General features: G+C 68.9%; 19 protein-coding genes. 10 read left to right on the top strand and 9 right to left on the bottom strand.

What is annotated here, in order from left to right; genetic code table 11:
• Positions 1–13 precede the first annotated feature (13 nt).
• Entirely contained in the window at positions 14–493 is a 480-nt protein-coding gene (locus tag ABZV91_RS04450; RefSeq protein WP_355235280.1) for a DNA starvation/stationary phase protection protein, read from the bottom strand.
• 182 nt (positions 494–675) lie between these two features.
• Between ABZV91_RS04450 and ABZV91_RS04445 the strand changes: the two genes are divergently transcribed.
• Entirely contained in the window at positions 676–1,263 is a 588-nt protein-coding gene (locus tag ABZV91_RS04445) for a type 1 glutamine amidotransferase domain-containing protein (RefSeq protein WP_355235278.1), read from the top strand.
• A gap of 137 nt (positions 1,264–1,400) precedes the next feature.
• Here the strand turns inward: ABZV91_RS04445 and ABZV91_RS04440 are convergent, their stop codons facing one another.
• From ABZV91_RS04440 to ABZV91_RS04430, 3 genes are all read right to left on the bottom strand, one after another.
• Entirely contained in the window at positions 1,401–2,615 is a 1,215-nt protein-coding gene (locus ABZV91_RS04440) for an SfnB family sulfur acquisition oxidoreductase (RefSeq protein ID WP_355235275.1), read from the bottom strand.
• Positions 2,612–3,730 (bottom strand): dimethylsulfone monooxygenase SfnG, encoded by a 1,119-nt coding sequence (gene sfnG / locus ABZV91_RS04435; RefSeq protein ID WP_355235272.1) that lies wholly within the window; start codon positions 3,728–3,730, stop codon positions 2,612–2,614. The genes ABZV91_RS04440 and sfnG overlap by 4 nt, the downstream gene beginning before the upstream one ends.
• Before the next feature lie 458 nt (positions 3,731–4,188).
• Positions 4,189–5,562 carry a styrene monooxygenase/indole monooxygenase family protein gene (locus ABZV91_RS04430; protein ID WP_355235269.1) on the bottom strand — a complete coding sequence of 458 codons (1,374 nt, stop codon included), beginning with the start codon at positions 5,560–5,562 and terminating at the stop codon, positions 4,189–4,191.
• 150 nt (positions 5,563–5,712) lie between these two features.
• Between ABZV91_RS04430 and ABZV91_RS04425 the strand changes: the two genes are divergently transcribed.
• Complete coding sequence (locus ABZV91_RS04425; RefSeq protein ID WP_355235267.1) at positions 5,713–6,204, top strand: GAF domain-containing protein; 492 nt, start codon at positions 5,713–5,715, stop codon at positions 6,202–6,204.
• Positions 6,205–6,222: 18 nt separating this feature from the next.
• On the opposite strand, the gene ABZV91_RS04420 is transcribed toward ABZV91_RS04425, so the two are convergent.
• Both ABZV91_RS04420 and ABZV91_RS04415 read right to left on the bottom strand, forming a co-directional pair.
• Positions 6,223–6,540, bottom strand: a complete 318-nt coding sequence (locus tag ABZV91_RS04420) for a helix-turn-helix transcriptional regulator (protein WP_355235264.1) — start codon at positions 6,538–6,540, stop codon at positions 6,223–6,225.
• 59 nt (positions 6,541–6,599) lie between these two features.
• The gene (locus ABZV91_RS04415; RefSeq protein ID WP_355235262.1) at positions 6,600–7,112 is read right to left on the bottom strand and encodes a VOC family protein; all 513 of its coding nucleotides are present in this window, start codon (positions 7,110–7,112) and stop codon (positions 6,600–6,602) included.
• 70 nt (positions 7,113–7,182) lie between these two features.
• On the opposite strand from ABZV91_RS04415, the gene ABZV91_RS04410 reads away from it, so the two are divergent.
• A complete protein-coding gene (locus ABZV91_RS04410; RefSeq protein WP_355235260.1) occupies positions 7,183–8,157 on the top strand; it encodes a helix-turn-helix domain-containing protein in 975 nt (324 codons plus the stop codon).
• A gap of 229 nt (positions 8,158–8,386) precedes the next feature.
• On the opposite strand, the gene ABZV91_RS04405 is transcribed toward ABZV91_RS04410, so the two are convergent.
• Both ABZV91_RS04405 and ABZV91_RS04400 read right to left on the bottom strand, forming a co-directional pair.
• Positions 8,387–9,817: an LLM class flavin-dependent oxidoreductase gene (locus ABZV91_RS04405; protein WP_355235257.1), complete on the bottom strand. Its 1,431-nt coding sequence runs from the start codon at positions 9,815–9,817 to the stop codon at positions 8,387–8,389.
• Positions 9,817–11,031, bottom strand: a complete 1,215-nt coding sequence (locus ABZV91_RS04400; protein WP_355235254.1) for an acyl-CoA dehydrogenase family protein — start codon at positions 11,029–11,031, stop codon at positions 9,817–9,819. The genes ABZV91_RS04405 and ABZV91_RS04400 overlap by 1 nt, the downstream gene beginning before the upstream one ends.
• 191 nt (positions 11,032–11,222) lie before the next feature.
• Here ABZV91_RS04400 and ABZV91_RS04395 point away from each other — a divergent pair, with 191 nt between their 5' ends.
• Positions 11,223–12,368 (top strand): LLM class flavin-dependent oxidoreductase, encoded by a 1,146-nt coding sequence (locus tag ABZV91_RS04395; RefSeq protein WP_355235251.1) that lies wholly within the window; start codon positions 11,223–11,225, stop codon positions 12,366–12,368.
• Positions 12,369–12,789: 421 nt separating this feature from the next.
• On the opposite strand, the gene ABZV91_RS04390 is transcribed toward ABZV91_RS04395, so the two are convergent.
• A complete protein-coding gene (locus tag ABZV91_RS04390; protein WP_355235248.1) occupies positions 12,790–14,046 on the bottom strand; it encodes a hypothetical protein in 1,257 nt (418 codons plus the stop codon).
• A gap of 593 nt (positions 14,047–14,639) precedes the next feature.
• Between ABZV91_RS04390 and ABZV91_RS04385 the strand changes: the two genes are divergently transcribed.
• The 6 genes from ABZV91_RS04385 (at position 14,640) to ABZV91_RS04360 (ending at position 20,873) form a co-directional block, all read left to right on the top strand.
• On the top strand, positions 14,640–15,305 hold the full coding sequence (locus ABZV91_RS04385; RefSeq protein ID WP_355235245.1) for a GntR family transcriptional regulator: 666 nt from the start codon (positions 14,640–14,642) through the stop codon (positions 15,303–15,305).
• Between the two features lie 259 nt (positions 15,306–15,564).
• A complete protein-coding gene (locus ABZV91_RS04380; RefSeq protein WP_355235242.1) occupies positions 15,565–17,157 on the top strand; it encodes a nucleobase:cation symporter-2 family protein in 1,593 nt (530 codons plus the stop codon).
• A complete protein-coding gene (locus ABZV91_RS04375; protein WP_355235239.1) occupies positions 17,154–18,212 on the top strand; it encodes a ring-opening amidohydrolase in 1,059 nt (352 codons plus the stop codon). The genes ABZV91_RS04380 and ABZV91_RS04375 overlap by 4 nt, the downstream gene beginning before the upstream one ends.
• The gene (locus ABZV91_RS04370) at positions 18,209–19,522 is read left to right on the top strand and encodes a cytosine permease (RefSeq protein ID WP_355235236.1); all 1,314 of its coding nucleotides are present in this window, start codon (positions 18,209–18,211) and stop codon (positions 19,520–19,522) included. Before ABZV91_RS04375 ends, ABZV91_RS04370 begins: the two co-directional genes overlap by 4 nt.
• On the top strand, positions 19,519–20,220 hold the full coding sequence (locus ABZV91_RS04365) for an isochorismatase family cysteine hydrolase (RefSeq protein WP_355235233.1): 702 nt from the start codon (positions 19,519–19,521) through the stop codon (positions 20,218–20,220). Before ABZV91_RS04370 ends, ABZV91_RS04365 begins: the two co-directional genes overlap by 4 nt.
• Positions 20,217–20,873, top strand: a complete 657-nt coding sequence (locus ABZV91_RS04360) for an alpha/beta hydrolase (protein ID WP_355235230.1) — start codon at positions 20,217–20,219, stop codon at positions 20,871–20,873. Before ABZV91_RS04365 ends, ABZV91_RS04360 begins: the two co-directional genes overlap by 4 nt.
• The last annotated feature ends 155 nt before the right edge of the window (positions 20,874–21,028 follow it).

The following is a 21,028-nucleotide window of genomic DNA, read 5'->3' as shown; positions in this document are numbered from 1 at the left end:
GCGGTACGACGTATCAGGCGGAGGAGAGCTGAGCCTGCCACATCCAGTGCAGCTGTTCGAGTCGGGCCGCGATCGCAATGAAGAGGTCCTGGGTCACCGGGTCCGCCTTTTCGGTTAGGTCGATGCGCTCACGCAGCCGGCCGATGACCTTGCTGAGATTCTTGACGATGGCATCGATGACATCGGTGTCCTGCTGCCAGCCGTCGGGGAACTCGAGTCCACTGGCTTCCTTGGCGACGGTGGCGGCACGGCCGTCCGGGCTGACTCCGATGGAGGTCGCGCGTTCGGCGGCGTCGTCGGTGAACTCCCGGGCCGCGGTCACCAGCTCGTCCAGTGCGAGGTGAACGGAGCGGAAGTTGGGCCCGAGGACGTTCCAGTGGGCCTGTTTGGCGATCAGTGACAGATCGATGAGGTCGACCACAGTGGCGCGCAGGGCCTCACCGGTGACGTGCTGCTGTTCCGGGTCGAGGGTGCTCTTGATGGGGACGTTCATCGTCGAATGCCTTTCTTCTCGGTCGCCGGACACGGGCCGACTACCCCCTCGTCGGCGGTCGAATCAGCGACGGGTCCGGATGTGCGCGACCCCACCCGGCCGGGCGGGCGCCATGTTTCACCTCGGTGGACCCGGGTAGGCCGCGGGGCAGACCGCAATCCGCGTACACGGAAGGAGCAGGCATGGGCCAGCACAATCTGACAGGGCGACGAGTCGCTGTTCTCGCCGCCGACGGGGTGGAGCAGGTAGAGCTCGTGCAGCCCCGATCCGCGGTCGAGGACGCCGGCGCGAGCACCGCGTTGCTGTCGCTGAAACCCGGGCAGATCCAGGCCATGAACCATGACGTGGAGAAGGGCGACACGTTCGACGTGGACCGGGTCGTCGGCGAATGCAGCCCCGATGAATTCGACGCCCTCATCCTCCCGGGCGGTACCACCAACCCCGACAGACTCCGGCAGGACGAGTCGGCGGTGGCCTTCGTCCGCAATTTCTTCGCCACCGGTAAACCGGTCGGCGTCATCTGCCACGGTCCGTGGACGATGGTGGAGGCGGATGTGGTGCGGGGCCGCACGCTCACGTCCTATCCGAGCGTCCGGACCGATATCCGCAATGCCGGCGGCACCGTCGTCGACGAGGAAGTGGTGACCGACCACGGCCTGGTGTCCAGCCGCAACCCCGACGACCTGCCCGCGTTCTGCGCGAAGATCGTGGAGGAGTTCGCCGAAGGGAAGCATCCGGTGCATCCGGAGGGCGCGACGGCGTCCCGCTGACCGCCCGGCACCGCCGGACCGTCGCGGTAGCACCGCCGCCGCTCCCTTCCCGACCGGACGACGACGGTGGCCGGCCCACATCCGGCCACCGTCGGCCGGCCCGGCGAGGGAGCACTTCCCGCCGGGCCGTCGTCCGGCTAGATCACACCGTGCAGCGGCGGCGGACTGCCGTGCAGCAGGGCTCGGCCGAGGTGCTGGTATTTCCAGCGGACGGGGTCGTGCAGGGTATGCGTCCGGGCATTGCGCCAGAAATGGTGCAGGTTGAGATCATCGGCCGCGCTGCGGGTACCACTCACCTCGAACAGGGCGCTGGACACCTCGGTGGCCGCGCGGTCGGCCAGGATCTTGGCCGTGGCGACGGCGAGCGAGGCCTCGGCGACCCGTTCCGGCGCAGCCACCGCGGCGTCCACCGCCGCACCGGCGGCCGCCAGCCCGGCCTCGGCGGCGGCGACCGCGACCGCCAATTCCCCGAACCGCTGGATGAGCAGCGGATCGTCGACGGCCCGGCTCACCCCCGCCTCGAACCAGGGCCGGCTCTTCTCCCGGGCGAAGCCGGCGGCGGCGACGAGCGCCCCGCGGGCGATACCCGCATCGATGGCCGCGTGCAGCAGCTGCGCGGAGGCGCCGTAGGCGGTGGGCCGGTCCACGGCGGCGGTCCGGGCCACCAGCTGATCGCGCTCGACCACCACGTTCTCGAACGACACCGTGCCGCTGCCGGTGGTGCGCTGACCGAATCCGTTCCAGTCGTCGACGATCCGCACGCCCGGGGTGTCGGCGGGCAGAAACGCGACGTACTGGCCGCCGGGCAGCCCGGTAGCACCCTCGGGATCGTCCAGCCTGGTCAGAACAGCCAGGAAGTCGGCGAACAGGGAACCGGTGCAGTAGTACTTGACCCCGTCGATCCGGAACTGCTGCCCGCCCGCGAGGGGGCGCACGGTGGTGGCGATATCGGCGACGGTCGCGCCGCCGCGTTCGGACTGGGCGTTCGCGATCTGAGCGCCGTCCAGGACACCACCCAGATAGCGCCGCCGCTGGTCGGCGGATCCCGCGATCTTCAGCAGATTGACGTAGACGAAGTGGCTGTGCGGGATCTGCGCGATATTCGGATCGGCGACCGCGAGCAGCCGCACCACCTCCGCGATCTCGCTCGGCGGCAGGTCCGCGCCGCCCAGGTCCGCGGGCACGGTCACCGCCAGCAGCCCGGCGGCCGCGAGTTCGCGCACCTCGGCGAAGGGCAGGGCCCGTTCCCGGTCGCGGTCGGTGGCGCCCACCGCGAATTCGGCCGCCAGGCCCGCGGCGACGGCGCGCGCCTGCTCGGCCGAGGCGATCCGGGCGGCCCCGACGGCGGTCATCGCCCCGCCACCGCTGCGGGGCGTCGCGCGGCCTCCAGCTCGCGGACCAGCGGCAGCACCTTGGCCCCGAAGTACTCGATCTCCTCCTGGAAGTGCAGGAATCCGCCCAGGATCAGGTCCACACCCAGTTCCCGGTAGGCGACGATCCGCTCGGCGACCTGTTCGGGCGTCCCGATGAGCTTGGTGCGGAACCCGTCGTTGTACTGGACCAGATCCTCGAAACTCGAATCCGCCCACATCCCCTTACCGTCCCGGGTGGAGGCGCCGGCCTGCTGCACGGCGTCCCGGAAACCCTCGACCGCGGGCTTGTTCGCCTTGTCGATGATCTCGCGGAGGGTGTCGTGGGCTTCGCGCTCGGTATCGCGGGCGATGATGAACCCGTTCAGCCCGAACTTCACTTCCCGGTCGTGGGCCCGGGCGACCGACCGCAGATCGTCGAGCTGTTCGGTGACGCCGTCGAAATCCTTGCCGTTGGAGAAGTACCAGTCCGCGTGGCGGCCGCCGTTGCGGCGGGCCGCGCTGGAGTTACCGCCCTGGAACAGTTCGGGGTTCGGGCGTTCGGGGGTGTTGAGCGGTTTGGGCTTGAGCGTGAAATCGCGGATGCGGTAGAAATCGCCGCCGTAGTTCACGTCGTCCTCGGTCCAGACCTTGCGGATCACTTCCAGGAACTCCGCGCTGCGCCGGTAGCGCTCGTCGTGTTCGAGCCACGGCTCACCGAGTGCGGTGAACTCCCCCGCGAACCAGCCCGAGACCACATTGATGGCGAACCGTCCGCCCGACAGATGATCGGCGGTGGCACCGAATTTGGCTAGTACAGCGGGGTGCCACAGACCGGGATGGACCGCGGCGATCACCTTCAGCCGCTCGGTGGCGCCGAGCAGCGCCAGACTGAACGCAGTGGATTCGTGCTGGTACTCGGCGCCGTAGGAGGCGGTGTAGCGGACCTGGGAGAGCGCGTAGTCGAAACCGTTGCGTTCGGCGGTCTGGGCGAGTTTCTTGTTGTACTCGAAATCCCAGCCGGTGCGCTGTTCGATCTCACTGGTCACCAGACCGCCGCTGACATTGGGGACCCAGTAGGCGAACCGAACCTGGTCGGTGATCTTCTCAGTGGTCATAATGCCTCCTCAGGCTTGTTTCATGCGGACGCGGAGGCCACGGCGAAGGCCGGGGTATCGCCTCATGCCTCCTCGGGCTTGTTTCATGCGGTCCGCGGAGGCCACGGCGAAGGCCGGGGTATCGCCTCATCGAGCCTCCTGGAGCCGGTACACGCGGTCCGCGAAAGCCGCAGCGACAGCGGAGGTATCGCCTCGTCGCTGCTCGCCGTCGGCATCTGTGGTCCGGACGCCGGGCACGGCGACCCCGCACCGGCGCGAGTCCAGTTCACCAGCGCGGTTGTGGGCGGACGAGGTTTTGAATCGGCGGGAACCTATTCCATTGGTGTGCCCGGGCGCGGTGGCCGGGACAGCCCGTCGACCCGCACCCGAGTACCGGCGACCCGTGTCCGGTACTCGGGCTCGCGGCCGGCGGCCCGGCGACCGGGCGGCCGCCGAGTCGCCGGGGTCGGTGGCGCGGGTCAGGCGGTGGCCGCGGCTCCGTTGTAGTCCGACCTGCTGAACCGGCCGGCGGGCCGGAACCGGCCCAGCACCTCGGCCGCGTCCTCGCCGGTGACCTGGGCGATGAGCTGGTGCGCGTCCGCCACCGAGTTCACCGGGCGCGCCGCCTGCGGGCGGTGCAGTGTGCCCACGAGCGCCGACGCGAAGCGGGGGTCGGCCGCGGCCGCGCTGAAGAACTGGCCGCCGATCTCGGCGAACTCCGGGTCACTGAGGAACAACCGGGTGACCTTGGCGGCGTCCTCGGCGCGGGCATCGAGGAACGCCTCGTACTGCGCGGTGATCCAGGCCTCGTCGAAGGCGCCGTCGTGCGTGGCCGCCGCGGCGACCAGGCGTTGTGCCTGGATGAGCCCGCTCTGCGCCCCCTGCCCGGCGATCGGGTCGTAGGCCACCGCGGTATCCCCCAGCGCCGCCACCGGATGCCCGCCCGCGGTGTGCCCGACCCCGCGCCGGAACAGCGGCCGCACCGCCCCCTTGAGCCAGGAGTGCGGATCCTCGGAAAGTACCTTCGTGGCGAGTACCTCCGGCAGGTCCCAGTCGAGGTAGTCGCGGTAGAGGTCGGTGACGATCCGGTGCGCCGATTCCGCCGAATCGGCGGCGGCGAACCGCTTCTCCCAGTCGCCGCCCGGCCGGGCCCAACCCAGGAACGCCCAGGTCGGCCCGGCGTCCTTGTGCAGGTACGGCCCCCACCAGGCCTCCCCTTCCTCGGCGACGATGGAGAACCCGCTGCGGCCACCGCCGGCCGGGCTGCGGTGGGCGAAGACAGATTCGTCGTGCGGGAGACCGGTCACCGTGACGGTCAGCAGGCTGCGCTGGGGCGCGTCGTACACCGTGCGGGTCTCGTCCACCGCGAACAACTGGGACAACCCGCCCCGGCCGGTCGCCACCAGGGTGAGATCGTTGTCGGCGGCGATCGGGTCGAGCCGTTCGGGGGTCACCGGGTCGACGACGAACCGGCCGCCGCGTTCCAGGAAGGTGGTGAGCCGTTCGTCGGCCTTGAGGCGGGTGTCGACCGCGAGGCCGTGGAACCCGTCGAACGCGCCGTCGAAGGCGATCAGTTCTTCGCCGCCGCCGGCGACACGGACCGTGAGGCCGCTGTGCAGCGGTGCGCGGTCGAGGTAGGTGGGCAGCCCGAGCGCCGCTTCGGCGGCCTGGGCCTCGCCGAAGATCAGCGCGGTACCGGTGGCCGGCACCTTGTCGCGCAGGTCGCGCTGGTCCTTGTCGCTGTAGACGGTGACCGTGAAGCCGGCGTCGAGCAGGCCGAGCGCCGCGGTCACGCCGGTCTGCCCGGCCCCGATCACGACGGCCTTACGGTGGGAAGTGTGCTGTGTTGTCATAGCGCCATGGTCACGATCACGGCGGCCGAGCTGCACTATTACACTCACCGCGAGTTGATGCCGAACCGCACCGCACGGCAGCGCTTTTCATGACACGATCAACGGTTTCGGCGAAACCGGGGCGGCCGTTGCCGCTCTAGCATGCGGTGCATGACCTTCGATCTCGTCCCGCTGACCGGCGACCGCGCCGAGGGATACCGGAAGCTCACCGCGCAGGCCGCCGCCATGCTGTCCGGTGAAACCGACCGGATCGCCAACGCCGCCAATCTGAGTGCGCTGATCTACCACAGTCTGCCCGAGGTGAACTGGGCCGGTTTCTACTTCTACGACGGCCGCGAGCTGGTCGTCGGCCCCTTCCAGGGCAAACCGGCCTGTGTCCGGATCGCGCCGGGCGCGGGGGTGTGCGGTACCGCCGCACACACCCGTCGCACCCAACTGGTCCCCGACGTCCACGCCTATCCCGGCCATATCGCCTGCGACGCCGACAGCCGGTCGGAGATCGTGGTACCGCTGATCGGCGACGGTGAGCTGATCGGCGTACTCGATCTGGACAGTCCACGCGTCGCGCGCTTCGACGAGACCGACCGGCGCGGACTCGAAGAGATCGCCGAAGTTTTCGTGCGGTCGCTGTCCGGGCTCTGATCGACGCGGGAAAGGGGCCTACTGCCGGACCCGCGCCTGCGCCCGGCGGTGCAGACGCCGTCGGCGTGGTGTTCTGCCCGCTGATTCCTGCCGGACCTGCGCGACGAGGTGATCGGGGACGAACGAGGCGATGTCGTACCGCGAACCGATCACCAGTTTACGTAGGACGGAGGCCAATTGCGCCTCGGTGGTGCGCACCGAGGTGCCCCGGCGGGCCGCGATGGCCCGGTCGGTCCAGCCCGCGGCGGCCAGTAGGGCGACCGTTCGCTCGGCCCCGGACAGCTCGCTCCACGGCTCCCGGTCGGCGGCACGATCGAGTGCGGGTCCGGCGCCCACGTGACAATCGCAAGTGCCGAGTGCTGTCGGGCGGCCGCGGGGGTCGTACAACGCCGGGATCACAGCGGAGCCGTGAGCTCGAGATGGATCCCGTCGGGGTCGTCGAACGACAGGATCGCGATGCCGAACTGGTCCATCTCGACGACCTCGCCGTGCTCGATACCCGCGGCCGCCAGCCGTTCGGCCGCAGTGACGAGGTCCTGCCGGGAGTCCACTCCGAAGCTCAGATGGTCCAGACCTACCCGCTCGGAGTCGAACATCTCCCCGGCGGGCGCGACCGGGCGCAGCCCCAGCAGCAGGGCGCCGGCCTGGAAGACGCAGCCCCCGTACAGCCGGTGCGGATCGTTGCGCACCTCTGGATCGCCCGGGCGTCCAGGAGATTCGGCGACGATGTCGAACCCGAGCACATCACGGTAGAAGTCGCGGGACCGATCGATATCGGTGACTGTGAGGCGAATGTGATGGGGGCCACGGGTGGTGAGGGTGGGCATGTGCACTCCGGGATGGGTGTCGCGCTGGACGTCGAGGTGGTGAGTGGATCGACCGGCCGGACCCGGGTGCGTTCTCTTCATCGCGAAAGCGTAGAACCGATTCCACCCGAACAGGAGTGTCGGAAACGACATTTTTCGTACTATTCACGACATGGACGTCACCGTATTCGTCGTGGACGGTATAGCCGACTTCGGGTTCACCGCCCTCCTCGAAACCTTCGCCACGGCGAACGCGACGCGCACGGCCCTCGACTCGCCGCCGGAACCGTGGCGGGTACGGATCGCGTCGCTGGGTACCGAGATCCGCTCGGGCCACGGCCACACCGTGCCCACCGTCCCGCTCGGCGAACTCGCCGACGATCCCGATCTACTCCTGATACCCGCGGTCAGCACGCTCGAGGCCGAGGCCCTGATCCACCTGGTCTCCGCACCCGAGAACGCCGCCGTGCTGGATCGGATCCGAGGTATACACGCCGGCGGCGCCCGGCTCGGCGCCGCGTGTACGGGGACCTTCCTGCTGGCCGAGGCCGGAGTGCTGAACGGATGCCGCGCCACCACCAGCTGGTGGCTGGGCCCGAGCTTCCGGCGGCGCTACCCCGAAGTCGACCTGGATGAGAACGCCACACTGTGCCGCGGCGAAAGGGTCACCACGGCAGGCGCGTCGCTGTCACATCTGGACCTGGCGCTGTCCTTCGTGCACGCACGCAGTCCCGCGCTCGCCGACCTCACCGGCCGGTACCTGGCCGACGGAAACCGCCGGACCCAGGCGAACTTCGCCGTTCCCGAGGTGGTTGCCGCAGGCCATTCGCTCACCTCCGGTTTCGAGCGGTGGGTCCGCGAACACATCGGTGAAGGATTTCGGATTTCCCGGGCCGCCACGGAACTCGGTGTTACCGAACGCAGTCTGCAACGCGCCATCCAGGCCGAACTCGGCAGGTCCCCCCGTGAGTTCGTGGACGATATCCGCCTCGAGCGTGCCGCGCGCCTGTTGCGGACGACGCCGCTGACGGTGGACACCGTGGCCGCGAGAGTCGGCTATCTGAACGGCGGAACGCTGCGCAACCTCGTCCGGCGCCGCCGTGGTATGTCCATGGCGGAATTCCGGTCGGCGGGCCCGGTGTGGTGAGCCCACTCGAGCCACGACGTCTTCCGGTGATCCGAAGACCACTGCCGACGTCGATGAGGCCGCACCGGGCATCGAGTCGTTCGGTGACAACGACGCGCCACTCGTTCTTCTCGTCCTCGAGGAGGCCGCCACCGCGAGAGCCCCGATGCGGCGGTCGGCGAGATCGTCGAGGCGACGATCACGCTCGGACAGACCGGGGCGGGCGGCACGCGGGTCCGGCCCCCACGTACTAGGTGATCAATTCGCCGGCGACATTGCGCGACACCTCGTCCGGCAGCACGGTGGAGCCGGGACCACCCAGCCGATAGCGGGCGCCCCGATGCTCGGGCGGCAGCCGGTCCCCGCGTTCGAACAACGCGTTACGCAGCGTTCCCGGCACGTACTCGGTGGGGTAGACACCGCGTTCGGTCAATACCGGGATCACATACCGGACGATGTCCTCGAAAGTCCCGGGCGTGACGGCGTAGGCGAGATTGAACCCGTCCACATCGGTGTCGGCGACCCATTCCTGCAAGCGGTCGGCCACCGTCGCACCGGAGCCGACGAACACCGGCCCGATCCCGCCGATCCCGGCCCAGCGCCCGATATCGCGGACCGTCCACTCGCGGCCGTCGTCGTCGAACTCCTGGAACGCCGCCACGGCCGAACGGATCGCGTTGCTCTCCACCTCGCCGATGGGATCGTCGAGGTCGTAGCGGGACAGGTCGATTCCCATCCAGCCCGACATGAACACCAGTCCGCCCTCCACGCCGGCGTAGGACAGGTATTCCTCGTGTTTGCGGTGCGCGGCCTCGTCGGTGGCATCGGTGACGATGGTGGCCAGCGCGTAGATCCGGGCGGCGTAGCGGTCGCGGCCCGCCGCCTCCAGCGCCGCCCGGATACCGGATACCGTCTGCGCGAGTACCCGTTTCGACGGTGCGGCGACGAAGATCGCCTCGGCGTTCTCGGCGGCGAAGCGCACCCCGCGCGGCGAGGCACCCGCCTGGAAGATCACCGGTGTCCGCTGCGGCGACGGCTCGGACAGATGCACGCCGGGGACCGTGTAGTGCCGGCCGGAGTGACCGATATGGTGCACCTTCGCCGGGTCGACGTAGATATTGCGCACGGGGTCGCGGACGACCGCGTCGTCCTCCCAGGACCCCTCCCACAGCTTGTAGAGCACCTCCAGGTATTCATCGGCCTGGTCGTAGCGGTCGTCGTGGTCGAGCTGATCGTCGGCCCCGAAATTCCGCGCGGCCGAGGGCAGATACCCGGTGACGACATTCCACCCGATCCGGCCGCGAGTCAGATGGTCCAGCGTGGACAACCGGCGGGCGAACGGATACGGGTGCTCGAATCCGGTGCCGGTGGTGATCCCGAAGCCGAGATGTTCGGTCACCGCCGCCATCGCCGAGACCAGCAGCAGCGGGTCGGCCACCGGGATCTGCGCGCCGTTGCGCAGCGCCGCGCGATCGTCGCCGCCGTAGACGTCGTAGGTGCCGAGCACATCGGCGATGAACAGGCCGTCGAACCGCCCACGCTCCAGCAGCGCGGCCAGCTCGGTCCAGTAGCTCAGCTCCTTGTACCGGTGCGACTGGTCGTCGGGATGCCGCCACAGTCCGGGAGACTGGTGGGCGACACAGTTCATATCGAAGGCGTTGAAGCGGATCCGCCGGGCCATCACACCGCTCCTTCCGGCTTGCGCTCCCCCGCGCTCCACGCGAACGGCAGCGCAGTGCCGTTCAGCAGGTGGTCACCGATGGCCCGGGCCTTCTGGATGGCCGGGTTGTGCACCGAGATGGTGCGCGCGTTACGCCAGTGGCGGTCCAGCCGCAGCCCCTCCGAGGTGATGGACGCGCCACCCACTTCGAACAGCTGGGTCGTGGCGGCCAGCACGGTATCGATCACCCCGAGCTGCGCCTGGGCCGCCGCCAGTTCGGCATCGATCAGACCCTGCTCCTCGGTGGCGCCGGCGGCGATCACCTCGTCGAGTACATCGGCGACGGCCAGCACGCTGGCGCGGGCCCCGAAGGCCGCCGCCGACAACCGGCCGATCACCTGCTGCACCAGCGGGTCGTGGCGGGGCAGATCGGCCGCGGAATGGGTGTAACCGCGACGGCGCGCGGCCACCCATTCGCGGGTGTCGCGTTCGGCCCGCTGCGCGATACCGGCCAGTACGGCGAGCTGGAACAACTGCAAATAGGAGGTCGAATAGGTGGGGCCCGCGTCCCCGTAACCCGGGCCCAGCACACGATCCGGCGCGATCGCGACATCGGTGAACTCGGTGGTACCGCTGGCGGTCAGGCGCTGCCCGAAACCGTCCCAGTCGTCGTGCTGACGCACCCCCTCGGCCTCGGCGTCCACCAACACACCGACCCGTTCACCGTCCCGGTCGGCCGCGACCAGGATGTGGTCGGCGTACAGCGATCCGGTGCTGTAGTACTTCGTGCCGTTGAGGAGCCAGCCGTCCCCGGACGGCGTCAGCCGGGTCCGGTAGCGGTCCACCGCGCCCACGCCGGGTTCGGTGATCGCGTTCCCGACCAGCGTCCCCCGCGAGATCTTGCGCAACCACTCCGCACGCGCTGGACCCGCCTCGGCGAGCAGCTGGTCCTCGGCGAACACGAAATGCACGCGCAGCGCCTGCGGCAGATTCGATTCGGCCGCGGCCAGTTCGATCAGCTGCCGGAACAGTTGCCGCACGCTCGCGCCGTACCCGCCGTATTCGACCGGCACCCGCAGCGCGCCGAACCGCGCCGCGCGCAACCGGCGCACTTCGTCGTGAGCGAGCCGGCGGTCGATCTCGCGCTCGACCGCGCCCGCCGCGATATCGGCGAAGATCGGCGCGAACACCGCGTCCAGATCGGTATCGGAGACAGGTTGTGCCGTGGAAGTCATCAATCCACGATCACCGACCCCGCGCTGTCCCTCACCGGTTACACGCAGGCAGATCGAAACACTCGCGGCAAAAAATCCCGCCGATTCCAACGGGTGACACCGCGCCCGTGGTCGGCCAGGATCACAGATCGGCCCGGCGAGGAGCTCGGCCACCGCACTGTCCGCTCCAGAGCCCCTCGAGGAGATTTCCGGTGAGTCTGTCGTTCCACTGGTTCCTACCCACCTACGGCGATTCCCGCGGCCTGATGGCCGGTGGTCACGGCACGTCCATGTCCGGCGACCGCCCCGCCTCGCTGCGCTACCTGAACCAGATCGCCGGCGCCGCCGAGGAGAACGGCTTCGAGGCGGTACTCACCCCGACCGGCGCCTGGTGCGAGGACGCCTGGCTGGCCACCGCCATGCTGGTGGAGACCACCGAGACCCTGAAGTTCCTGGTGGCGTTCCGCCCCGGCCTGGTGAGCCCGACCCTCGCCGCGCAGATGGCCGGCACCTACCAGCGGCACTCCCGGGGCCGACTGCTGCTGAACGTGGTCACCGGCGGGGAACCGCACGAACAGCAGGCGTTCGGCGATTTCCTGGACAAGGAGCAGCGCTACGAGCGCACCGGCGAATTCCTGCACATCGTGCGCGAATTATGGGAGTCGCGGGAACCGATCAGCTTCGAGGGAAAACATCTGCAGGTCCGCAACGCCCTGCTCAACAACCACCCCGACCCGGTCCCCCCGATCTTCTTCGGCGGCTCCTCCGCCGCCGCGGGCCCCGTCGCCGCGCAATACGCCGACACCTACCTCACCTGGGGTGAACCGCTGGTCGCGGTCGGCAAGAAACTGGAATGGATTCGCGGCCTGGCCACCGAACGCCACCGCACCCTCGACTACGGCATCCGCCTGCACGTCATCACCCGCGACACCTCCGAGGCCGCCTGGGCCGAAGCCGACCGCCTGCTCCAGGGCATCGACCCGGCCGATATCGAACGCGTGCAGGCCAATCTGGCCAAGAGCGAATCCGAGGGCCAGCGCCGCATGCTCGAACTACACGGCGGCCGTACCGACCGCCTGGAGATCGCCCCCAACCTGTGGGCGGGCGTCGGCCTGGTCCGCGGCGGGGCGGGCACCGCGCTGGTCGGCTCGCACGAAGAGGTCGCCGAACGACTCGTCGAGTACTCGCGGCTGGGTCTCACCCACTTCATCCTGTCCGGCTACCCGCACGTCGAGGAGGCGTACTGGTTCGGTGAGGGGGTGCTGCCGATCCTGGAGAAGAAGGGCCTGTGGCACCGGCCGGTCGACCGGCCGGTCGCGGCCACCGGCACCCCGTTCGCGACCGCCTCCACCAGCTGAGTCACCCTGCACCAAAACGTATTCCTCCCCGTGGGCGCGGGAAGCACTCGTCAGTGCGCCAGTACCGGATGTGCGCGGTGGGCTCATCTCCGCATGTGCGAGGAGCACATCCCGCCACCGTTCGGTGCGCCGGGTAGCGCGGGTTCATCCCGGTGCTGGATGTCCCCTTTCGGAATCACAGCAATCATGGTTGCCTTCACCGGGTGACCCCGCCCGAGCCCAAAGCGCCGGGACGCGCCTGCGCTGAGCACGTGTTTCCAACTGGTGGAGTCACGGCATGCGGGGCGATCGGACATTTCATCGAACTGTCCGGGGTCCATGCCGGGCGGCGGGGTGCGTCGGAACCTGGTCCGGAGCTGATTTCCTTCTGCGCAGGGAACACATCCTGCTCGGGTCACGACCATGAAACTGCCCCCGGAGATCACGCACCGGGCCACCAGTAGGTCTCGCGCCCCAAGAGGTGGGTGAGTTGCAGTGAAACCCTGCTCGTCGGTGTGCCGTCGTCGCCGATGATGCTGACGGCGGGGCAACGTCCCGCTGGTTTCCGTCCACGGGGCTGAAGGGGACCTGTCAAGTCCTCGTCCAGTCCCAACGCCTTGAGTGCAGTAATACGCAGCACATCCTCGTCCGGGTCGGGCTTGAAGAATTCTGTGACGAATTCACCTTGCGCATGCTGGATGCCCGCTCTGGTGAGCATCGCCCGCTCGTCCAGCGCCGGGATCGAACCTTGGAAAAGTTCCGCTTGCATCCTCGGCGGCTGGGGAAGCGAAGCGAAATGAAACAGACCTATATCGGTGGACGAGGAGATCACCTGCGAATCAACGTATTTTTGTAGAGCATCTCGCCCGGCCGAGGTTAAGTAGTCTGCGAAATTTTCAGGTGTTAATGTTGTGCCCAATCCTTTGGACATCGACCGCTTGAAGTCCTCATACCACCTTGTCAGCACATCGTCGTCCAGTTGACGAACATGCAGGTACTCGGCATAGAATGCTTCGTATTTCCCGCCGCGTCGGCATTCACGCCAGAATTCGTCGATCGGCTTGCGCAGCATCTTCGACATTGCTTCACAGAACTCGACACTCGGCCCGTACGGTGAGGAACCGCGGTAGACAGAACCGGATTCGGCCGCTATCACAGAGCGCAGCATACCCTCACGTTGTGCATGCATCCGCACTCTTTCGAGTGCTTGACGCATGGCTTTATCGGTGGGGATTCCGGTGATGGCGGTGTGCCATGCTCTGGCGGCTTCGTAGCGGGCGTCCTTCGGATCTTTGCGTTTTTTGGATGGGATCGCAAGATATCCCCGGTACATGGCTTCTTTGAAACGGATTCCGATCTCGTGTGCGGCGTCGGGGTTCACGCGGAGACGCCGGTGGGCCTCGACCTCGAGGCCGAACCGGAGCTCGGCCAGCGACCCGCTGCGTGCACCGGCCTCGAACCGCTGGTGAGAGTGATCGAGGGTGCGCTGGTGTCGGAGTGCGGAATGGGGCCTGTCGAAGTTCGCGAGTTTCGCGCCGGCGCCCTCGATCGTGCGTTTGCCTGCCGAATCGGCACCGGTGAGGGTGAGGGACGCATGGTGGGCACCGCCCCTCGCGGCAGACCTGTAGCTTTCGGCGACCAGCTCCGCCGCTCGTGTCAGTTTGTCGCGCAGGATGTCGCAGGGTTCCAACAGAGCCAACGCCAGATCGGATCGAAGCACCAGGCTTCCACACCTCCATCGAAGGACGTGACCGGGCCCCGAGGCCCGCGATATGCGTCATGCCATGGCAACCCGCCGTGACGACCGATCATCACATACCTGGATCGCACCGACCATGCGGCCGCGCTGACCGGTGACTTGCCGACCTCGGCATGACAAGCGACACCAAGCCAAGCCCTCCAGCCACTACACCTGTGGCGGCCGCCCACTCGACTTATCACGAGTGTACGTTGCAGCGTTAATCCTTGCCTTTCTTGGCATGTCGCCCGTACGCAACCAGACGAGCACAAGGCGGGAGGCGGTGCGATCCGGGAAGCGCCGTCCAGACTACAGAGGGCGGGTTCGTCATGCCGGTCACCACCGGGGCACGATGACCACGACGCCGGATTTCTCGAATTCCCCACAACGGTGTCGTCCCGATCTGTACCGACCGGTCGCCGTGACCTGCACTCCCCGACCTCGATCTCGCTTATCGTCGAACCGCAGGAAATAGCGATGTAGTGCGTCAGGCCAGGACTCCCCTTCGCGTCCTACAGCACGCCGACCCGAGCCCTCCGATTACCCTCACCACCGTGACCGCCTCCCAGCCCACCCCTCGGACCGCCCCCGGTACCGCCGTCGCGGACGCCGTCCGCGAGGACATCCTCGGCGGCCGGCTCTCCCCCGGCGACCGGTTGCGCGAAGTGGACCTGGCCGAGCGTTTCGGGGTTTCCCGGGTCCCCGTCCGCGAGGCGCTGTCGCAGTTGCAGAGCGAGGGGTTCGTCACGCTGGTGCGGTATCGCGGGGCGACCGTATCGGCGCCGTCGGGGTCGGCGGCACGGGAGTTGGTGCAGATCAGACGGGGCCTCGAGGTACTGGCCGCCCAATTGGCCGCGCGCGCGAAGGGCGGGCCGGTAGCCGAGGAACTGGCGCGGGTGGTGGAGCTGGGCCGGTCGGCGGATCCGATCCAGGCGCACGAGGAATTGCCGCCGCTGATCCTGCGGTTCCACACCCTCGTTGCCGAGGCGTCGGGTAATCAGCAGTTGCGGGCCATGCTGGAGCAGATTCTCGAGCGGGTGTCCTGGATCTTCGGGCAGCGCTTGGAGAGCCGCACACATATCTCGTGGAGGGACCACGTGGCCATCGCGCAGGCGATTCTCAACGGGTCGCCGGTGCAGGCGGGGTATCTGATGGACGAGCACATCGCGCGGGACGAGGAGCTGCTCGCCGATATGGACGCCGCGGCGACACCGGGCTGAGGCCCGAACCGTTCCGCGCATCTCGCGTACGTTCGGCCCACCGCGGACGGCCCGTCCGACCCCGCTCACCGGGTCGCCGCCGACGACGATCGAGGTCGCCCTTCGGCCCGTGCACTATCGGAAACCGGGGGCGCACGGCGGTGCAGAGAACGCCGGATGATCCGGCACCGTTCGCGCTTGTCGACGAGGCGCAAGCCGTGGCGATGATCGTGCATACGGTCGGCAGGTGGCCCGATCCGGCGAGTAGGCCGACCCCGCGTTGCCGAGCGCTCGGTCCGGACCACCGCGCCCGCGCGGGTGGCGCTTCCGTCCCGGAGGCCGCCGGCTCGGGTCTCACGCCCGAGCAGGCCGAAACACAAGACCGATCGGTACGAATAAGCAATATTTGTATACAAGAAAACGATCCCACCGCCCGATCTTGCATAACTCACAACTCTGGAACGCCGAGCAACCTCACCGAAACAGTATTTGTATACAAATTCTGTGTTGCTCATTTCTTCTGCCCGAGGCCAGGTCCCATGTCCACAGACGCTGCCCCGACCCAGTCGCCGCGGCTGGCTCCCCCCCCGCTCGCCTTCCCTTCTGGCGCACAACACTGTTCGGCATCCAGCACGTGCTGGTCATGTACACCGGCTGCGTCGCGGTCCCGCTGGTCTTCGGCGCCGCCCTGGGGCTGGACACCTCCACCATCGCCACCCTGGTGAACGCCGACCTGCTGGTCGCCGGGGTCATCACGCTCGTCCAGGCGCTCGGTATCGGGAAGCTGCTCGGGGCCCGGATGCCGGTGGTGGCGGGGGCCTCGTTCACCGCGGTGACGCCGATGATCCTGATCGGCGAGGAGTACGGGCTGTCCGCCGTGTACGGCGCCATGATCGCGGCGGGCATCTTCGGCATGCTGGTCGCGATCCCGTTCTCCAAGCTGGTCCGTTTCTTCCCGCCGATGGTGCGGGGCGCGGCGGTCACCATGATCGGGCTGTCGCTGATCGGCAAGGCCGTATCCATGACCTTCGGTGACGAACCGGCGGGTGGCGCGCCGCTGGCGCTGGCGCTCGGGGTGGTCGTGCTGATCGTCGTGCTGATGCGGTACGGCCGGGGTCTCGTCGCGCAATCCGCGGTCCTTATCGCCCTGGTGCTGGGCACGATCGCAGCCGCCGCGCTCTCGCTCACCGATTTCAGCGCGGTCGGCGGCGCCGCCTGGTTCGGGCTGCCCGATCCGTTCCTGTTCGGCACCCCCACCTTCCCGATCGCCGGAATCATCTCGATGTGCCTGGTGATGCTGGTGATCTTCACCGAATCCACCGCCTACCTCATGGCCACCGCCGACCATCTCGGCCGCCCGCTGGAACCGGACCGGCTCGCCCGCGCCCTGGGCGCCGACGGCGCTTCGGCGGTGCTGGGCGGCTTCCTGACCTCGTTCCCGGACACGATCTTCGCGCAGAACGTGAGCCTGGTGCGGATGACCGGGGTGTCGAGCCGCCGAGCGGTCGCCGTGGCGGGCGGTCTGCTGGTGGCGCTCGGGCTGGTGCCGAAGATGGGCGAGGTCGTCGCCAATCTGCCGGGCGCGGTGATCGGTTCGGTGAGCCTGGTCATGTTCGCGACCGTCGCCGGGGTCGGCATCGCCACGCTGGCGCGGGTCGACTATTCGCGCAACGACAACCTGCTCGTGGTGTCGCTGGCCATGGGTATCGGCATGATCCCGGTGGTCGCGCCGGAGGTCTACGAGGGGCTCCCCTCCTCGGTCCGGATCATCGCCGGCGGCGCGATCACCAGCACGGTCATCGTGGCGTTCGTCCTGAACCTCGTCTTCGACCACCTCACCCCCGCCCGCACCCCGAAGGAGACCGCCGCATGACCGGCATCGCCCTGCTGACCGTGCCCACTACAGATCCCGGCGACACCCGGCCCTTCGAGGTACTGACCGAGAGCGGCTTCCACACCCGCGATCTCGTCTCGGTGATCGGCAAAACCGAGGGCAACGGCTGCGTCAACGATTTCAGCCGCACCCTGGCCACCGCCGTCTGGGAGCCACGGCTACCGGAGGCCGCGGTCACCGTGTTCTCCGGCGGTACCGAGGGGGTGCTCAGCCCGCACGTGAACATGTTCGTCCGCGACGAGCGCCGCCACGCCGGGTTCGATCGCGGCCTGGTCGCGGCGGCCCGCCGCAGCCGGGTGCTGGATCCCGGGGAGATCGGCCGGGCCGAGCAGGTCGATACGGTCACAGATACCGTGGGCAAACTGCTCGCCGAACTCGGTGTCACCCCCGCCGATGTGCATCTCGTGCTGGTGAAATGCCCGCTGCTCACCTCCGACAAGATCACCGCGCTGCACGCCGCGGGGCGGACTCCGGTCGCCACCGACACCTACGCGTCGATGGGCTGGTCGCGGGCGGCGAGTTCGCTGGGTATCGCGGTGGCGCTGGGGGAATGCGATCGGGAGACCGCGCTGCGGGCGCTGGCCGGCGCGGCCGATGTCTGGTCGGCCCGGGCCTCGGCCAGCGCGGGCGCCGAACTCGACGACTGCCATGTGCTGGTGGTCGCCGAGAGCCCCACCGCGGCCAACCCGTTGCGCGCGCTGCACGGTCATATGGCCGACGCGATCGATCTGGACTCGGTGCAGCGGCTGCTCGCGCAGGTCACGGCGGCCGGGGGCACGGTGCGGCAGATCTTCGCCAAGGCCGAGGCCGATCCGAGCGGTGCGATCCGCGGGCTGCGCCACACCATGCTCACCGATTCCGATATCAACGCCACCCGGCATGCCCGCGGTGCCGTCGGCGGCCTGCTGTCGGCACTCAAAGGCGACGGCGCGGTGTATGTCTCGGGTGGCGCCGAGCACCAGGGTCCGCCGGGCGGCGGCAGCGTCACCGTGATCTACGAACTCCCCACCCCCGAAGGGACCGAGGCGCCATGACCACCGCGACGCTGACCGAACCCGAGAAGACCTGGGAGATCGAGGAGTTCGAGAACGTCCCGGTGCCGGCCGACCGGCGGCGCGGCCTGGGCTCGGTCTCGGCGGTCTGGTTCGGCTTCCCGATGGTGCTGACCTGTGCCGTCTTCGGCGGACTGATCGTCTACTCACTGGGCTTCTGGCTCGGGTTGCTCGCCATCGCGGTGGGCAATATCTGCATGATGCTCTACGTCGGCGCGCTGAGCGTGCTCGCCGGGCGCACCGGTAAGAACTTCGCCCTGTCCGCCGCCGAAACCTTCGGCAAAGCGGGTGCTTTCCTTCCCTCGGCCTTCCTGGCGACCGTGGTGATCGGCTGGTTCGCCTTCCAGACCGGTATGGCCGGTGCGATTCTGCACGACACCCTGGGCTGGCACGAACAGTTCACCGCGCTCGCCGCCGGGCTCGGTTTCATCGCGGTGACCCTGCTCGGTATCCGGGCGCTGTCGGCGATCGGCATGATCGCGGCGCCGGTGTACATCGTGCTGGGGTTGGTCGCGATCGGGCTCGCGGTCGCCGACGGCGGCTCCTCGCCCACCTCCTATCAGGGGCAGGCCGGCGCGGCGGCGATGAGTTTCGGGGCGGCGGTCACCCTCGTCATCGCCTCCTTCATCGATTCCGGCACCATGACCGCCGATTTCACCCGCTGGTCCCGTAACGGCCGCGAGGCCTTCCTCGCCGCGGCCTCGGCCTTCCCGGTGGGTAATTCGATCGCCCTGGTGATCGGCGGACTCGTGGTCGCCCTCGGCGGCGGCGCCGATCCCGCCGCCGACGGCGGGAACTTCCTCGGCCTCCTCGTCGACCACGGCGGGTTGCTGGTTCCGCTGGCCGTGGCGTTCGTGTTCATCAACCTGGGTTCGGTCTGCGCGCACTGTCTCTACAACGGCGCGGTCGGCTGGAGCCAGCTCTCCGGCGGCCGGATGCGGCGGCTGACCCTCATCTCGGGCGCGGTCGGCGTGCTGCTGGCGGTCGCGGGTATCTGGTCGTATTTCGAACAGTGGCTGAACCTGCTGGGTGTGATCGTGCCGCCGATCGGTGCCGTGGTCATCCTCGACCAGCTGGTCCTGCCCCGGTTCGGGCTCGGCCCGCGCGACCGCCGCGCCCGCTGGCACCTGCCGGCGTTCACCGCCTGGGCCGGCGGCGCGGTCGCCGCCCTGCTCACCCATCGATTCGCCCCGTGGCTGTCGGATGCCGTCATCGGTTTCGCCGCCGCCGCCCTGATTCTCACCCTCGGCGCGGCCCTCACCGCGCGACGCGACAAGGAGCTGATCGCATGACCCCGACCACCGTGGACGCCACCCCCTACACCTGGCCGTTCGACGGCCCGATCGACCCGGCGCGCACCGCGCTGCTGCTGATCGACTGGCAGACCGATTTCTGCGGCCCCGGCGGCTACGTCGACCAGATGGGCTACGACCTGTCCCTCACCCGGGCCGGCCTGGAACCCACCGCCCGGGTCCTGGCCGTCGCCCGCGAACTCGGTCTCACCGTGATCCATACCCGCGAAGGCCACCGCCCCGACCTCTCCGACCTGCCCGCCAACAAACGCTGGCGTTCCGCGCGGGTCGGCGCGGAAATCGGCAGTGTGGGCCCGTGCGGACGGATCCTGGTGCGCGGTGAGCCGGGGTGGGAGATCGTGCCCGAGGTCGCGCCGATCCCCGGCGAACCGATCGTCGACAAGCCCGGCAAAGGTGCCTTCTACGCCACCGATCTCGACCTGCTGCTGCGCGGCGCCGGAATCACCCACATCGTCCTCACCGGTATCACCACCGATGTCTGCGTGCACACCACCATGCGCGAGGCCAACGATCGCGGCTATGAATGCCTGATCCTCTCCGACTGCACCGGGGCCACCGAACGCGCACACCACGAGGCGGCGTTGAGCATGGTGACCATGCAGGGCGGTATCTTCGGCGCGGTCGCCACCTCCGACCAGTTGCTGGCCGCGCTCGGGAAGCACTCCGTCACCGCATGAGAGTCGTCCTGATCCACGGCGTGGCCACCGACAGCCGGGTGTGGGCGGGCACCGTCGCCGCCCTCGGCCCGGCCGTCGAGATCCACGCCCCCGACCGGCCGCAATCGGGTGATATGGACACCGAGATCGCCGCCCTCGCGCCGTTGTGCGAGGGGGCGCTCGTGGTCGGAGTGAGCGGTGGCGCGACACTCGGCCTGGAGCTGGCCGCCCGCGGTGTCGAATTCGCCGCAGCGCTGCTGCACGAACCGGCGGCGGGGTCGCTGGCACCGGGTCTGCTCGACGAGGTGGCCCGGGCATTTCGGCAGCAGGGGGTGGCCGGATTCGGCGGCGCTCTCTACGGGCCGAGCTGGCACCCCGGACTCACCACGGCCTCGCGCGAGACGGTCGCCGCGGAACTCGCGATGTTCCGCGCGTTCGAACCCGGACCGCCGGTCCGGTCGGCGGAGCGGATCACGCTGACCGTGGGTCGGTATTCGTCGCCGGCCCGGCACCGATCCGTCCAGGCCCTGGGCGCGGCCTTCGGTGTCGAGTGGCGGGTCCTGGCCGGCACCGGGCACGCCGCGCACCTGGAAACCCCCACGCAGTTGGCGCACTGGGTCCGGCGGCGCTGCGGCGCCGACCTCGGCGCGTACTGCCTACCCCCTTTTCCGTGAACGGCGCCCGATGAAACGAATGCTCATACACTGTTTTCACGCCACAGGACCGCCGGATCCGGCGCAACCGGGAAGGGGGGCCCTGCCGTTTTGTGCGCACAGCACGAGAGGGCGCCGATGTTTCATGACGCCGGCCCATAGGCGACGCCGCCGGG

The organism is Nocardia sp. NPDC004568, from assembly GCF_040609955.1.
Taxonomy (GTDB): Bacteria; Actinomycetota; Actinomycetes; order Mycobacteriales; family Mycobacteriaceae; genus Nocardia.
The sequence above is the reverse complement of the archived record's forward strand: the minus strand, read 5'-3'. Positions and strand labels throughout refer to the sequence as shown.

Coding starts and splice junctions, on each gene's coding strand:
- ABZV91_RS04450 (WP_355235280.1), bottom strand. CDS start 493: ATGAACGTCCCCATCAAGAGCACCCTCGACCCGGAACAGCAGCACGTC.
- ABZV91_RS04445 (WP_355235278.1), top strand. CDS start 676: ATGGGCCAGCACAATCTGACAGGGCGACGAGTCGCTGTTCTCGCCGCC.
- ABZV91_RS04440 (WP_355235275.1), bottom strand. CDS start 2,615: ATGACCGCCGTCGGGGCCGCCCGGATCGCCTCGGCCGAGCAGGCGCGC.
- sfnG (WP_355235272.1), bottom strand. CDS start 3,730: ATGACCACTGAGAAGATCACCGACCAGGTTCGGTTCGCCTACTGGGTC.
- ABZV91_RS04430 (WP_355235269.1), bottom strand. CDS start 5,562: ATGACAACACAGCACACTTCCCACCGTAAGGCCGTCGTGATCGGGGCC.
- ABZV91_RS04425 (WP_355235267.1), top strand. CDS start 5,713: ATGACCTTCGATCTCGTCCCGCTGACCGGCGACCGCGCCGAGGGATAC.
- ABZV91_RS04415 (WP_355235262.1), bottom strand. CDS start 7,112: ATGAAGAGAACGCACCCGGGTCCGGCCGGTCGATCCACTCACCACCTC.
- ABZV91_RS04410 (WP_355235260.1), top strand. CDS start 7,183: ATGGACGTCACCGTATTCGTCGTGGACGGTATAGCCGACTTCGGGTTC.
- ABZV91_RS04405 (WP_355235257.1), bottom strand. CDS start 9,817: ATGGCCCGGCGGATCCGCTTCAACGCCTTCGATATGAACTGTGTCGCC.
- ABZV91_RS04400 (WP_355235254.1), bottom strand. CDS start 11,031: ATGACTTCCACGGCACAACCTGTCTCCGATACCGATCTGGACGCGGTG.
- ABZV91_RS04375 (WP_355235239.1), top strand. CDS start 17,154: ATGACCGGCATCGCCCTGCTGACCGTGCCCACTACAGATCCCGGCGAC.
- ABZV91_RS04370 (WP_355235236.1), top strand. CDS start 18,209: ATGACCACCGCGACGCTGACCGAACCCGAGAAGACCTGGGAGATCGAG.
- ABZV91_RS04365 (WP_355235233.1), top strand. CDS start 19,519: ATGACCCCGACCACCGTGGACGCCACCCCCTACACCTGGCCGTTCGAC.
- ABZV91_RS04360 (WP_355235230.1), top strand. CDS start 20,217: ATGAGAGTCGTCCTGATCCACGGCGTGGCCACCGACAGCCGGGTGTGG.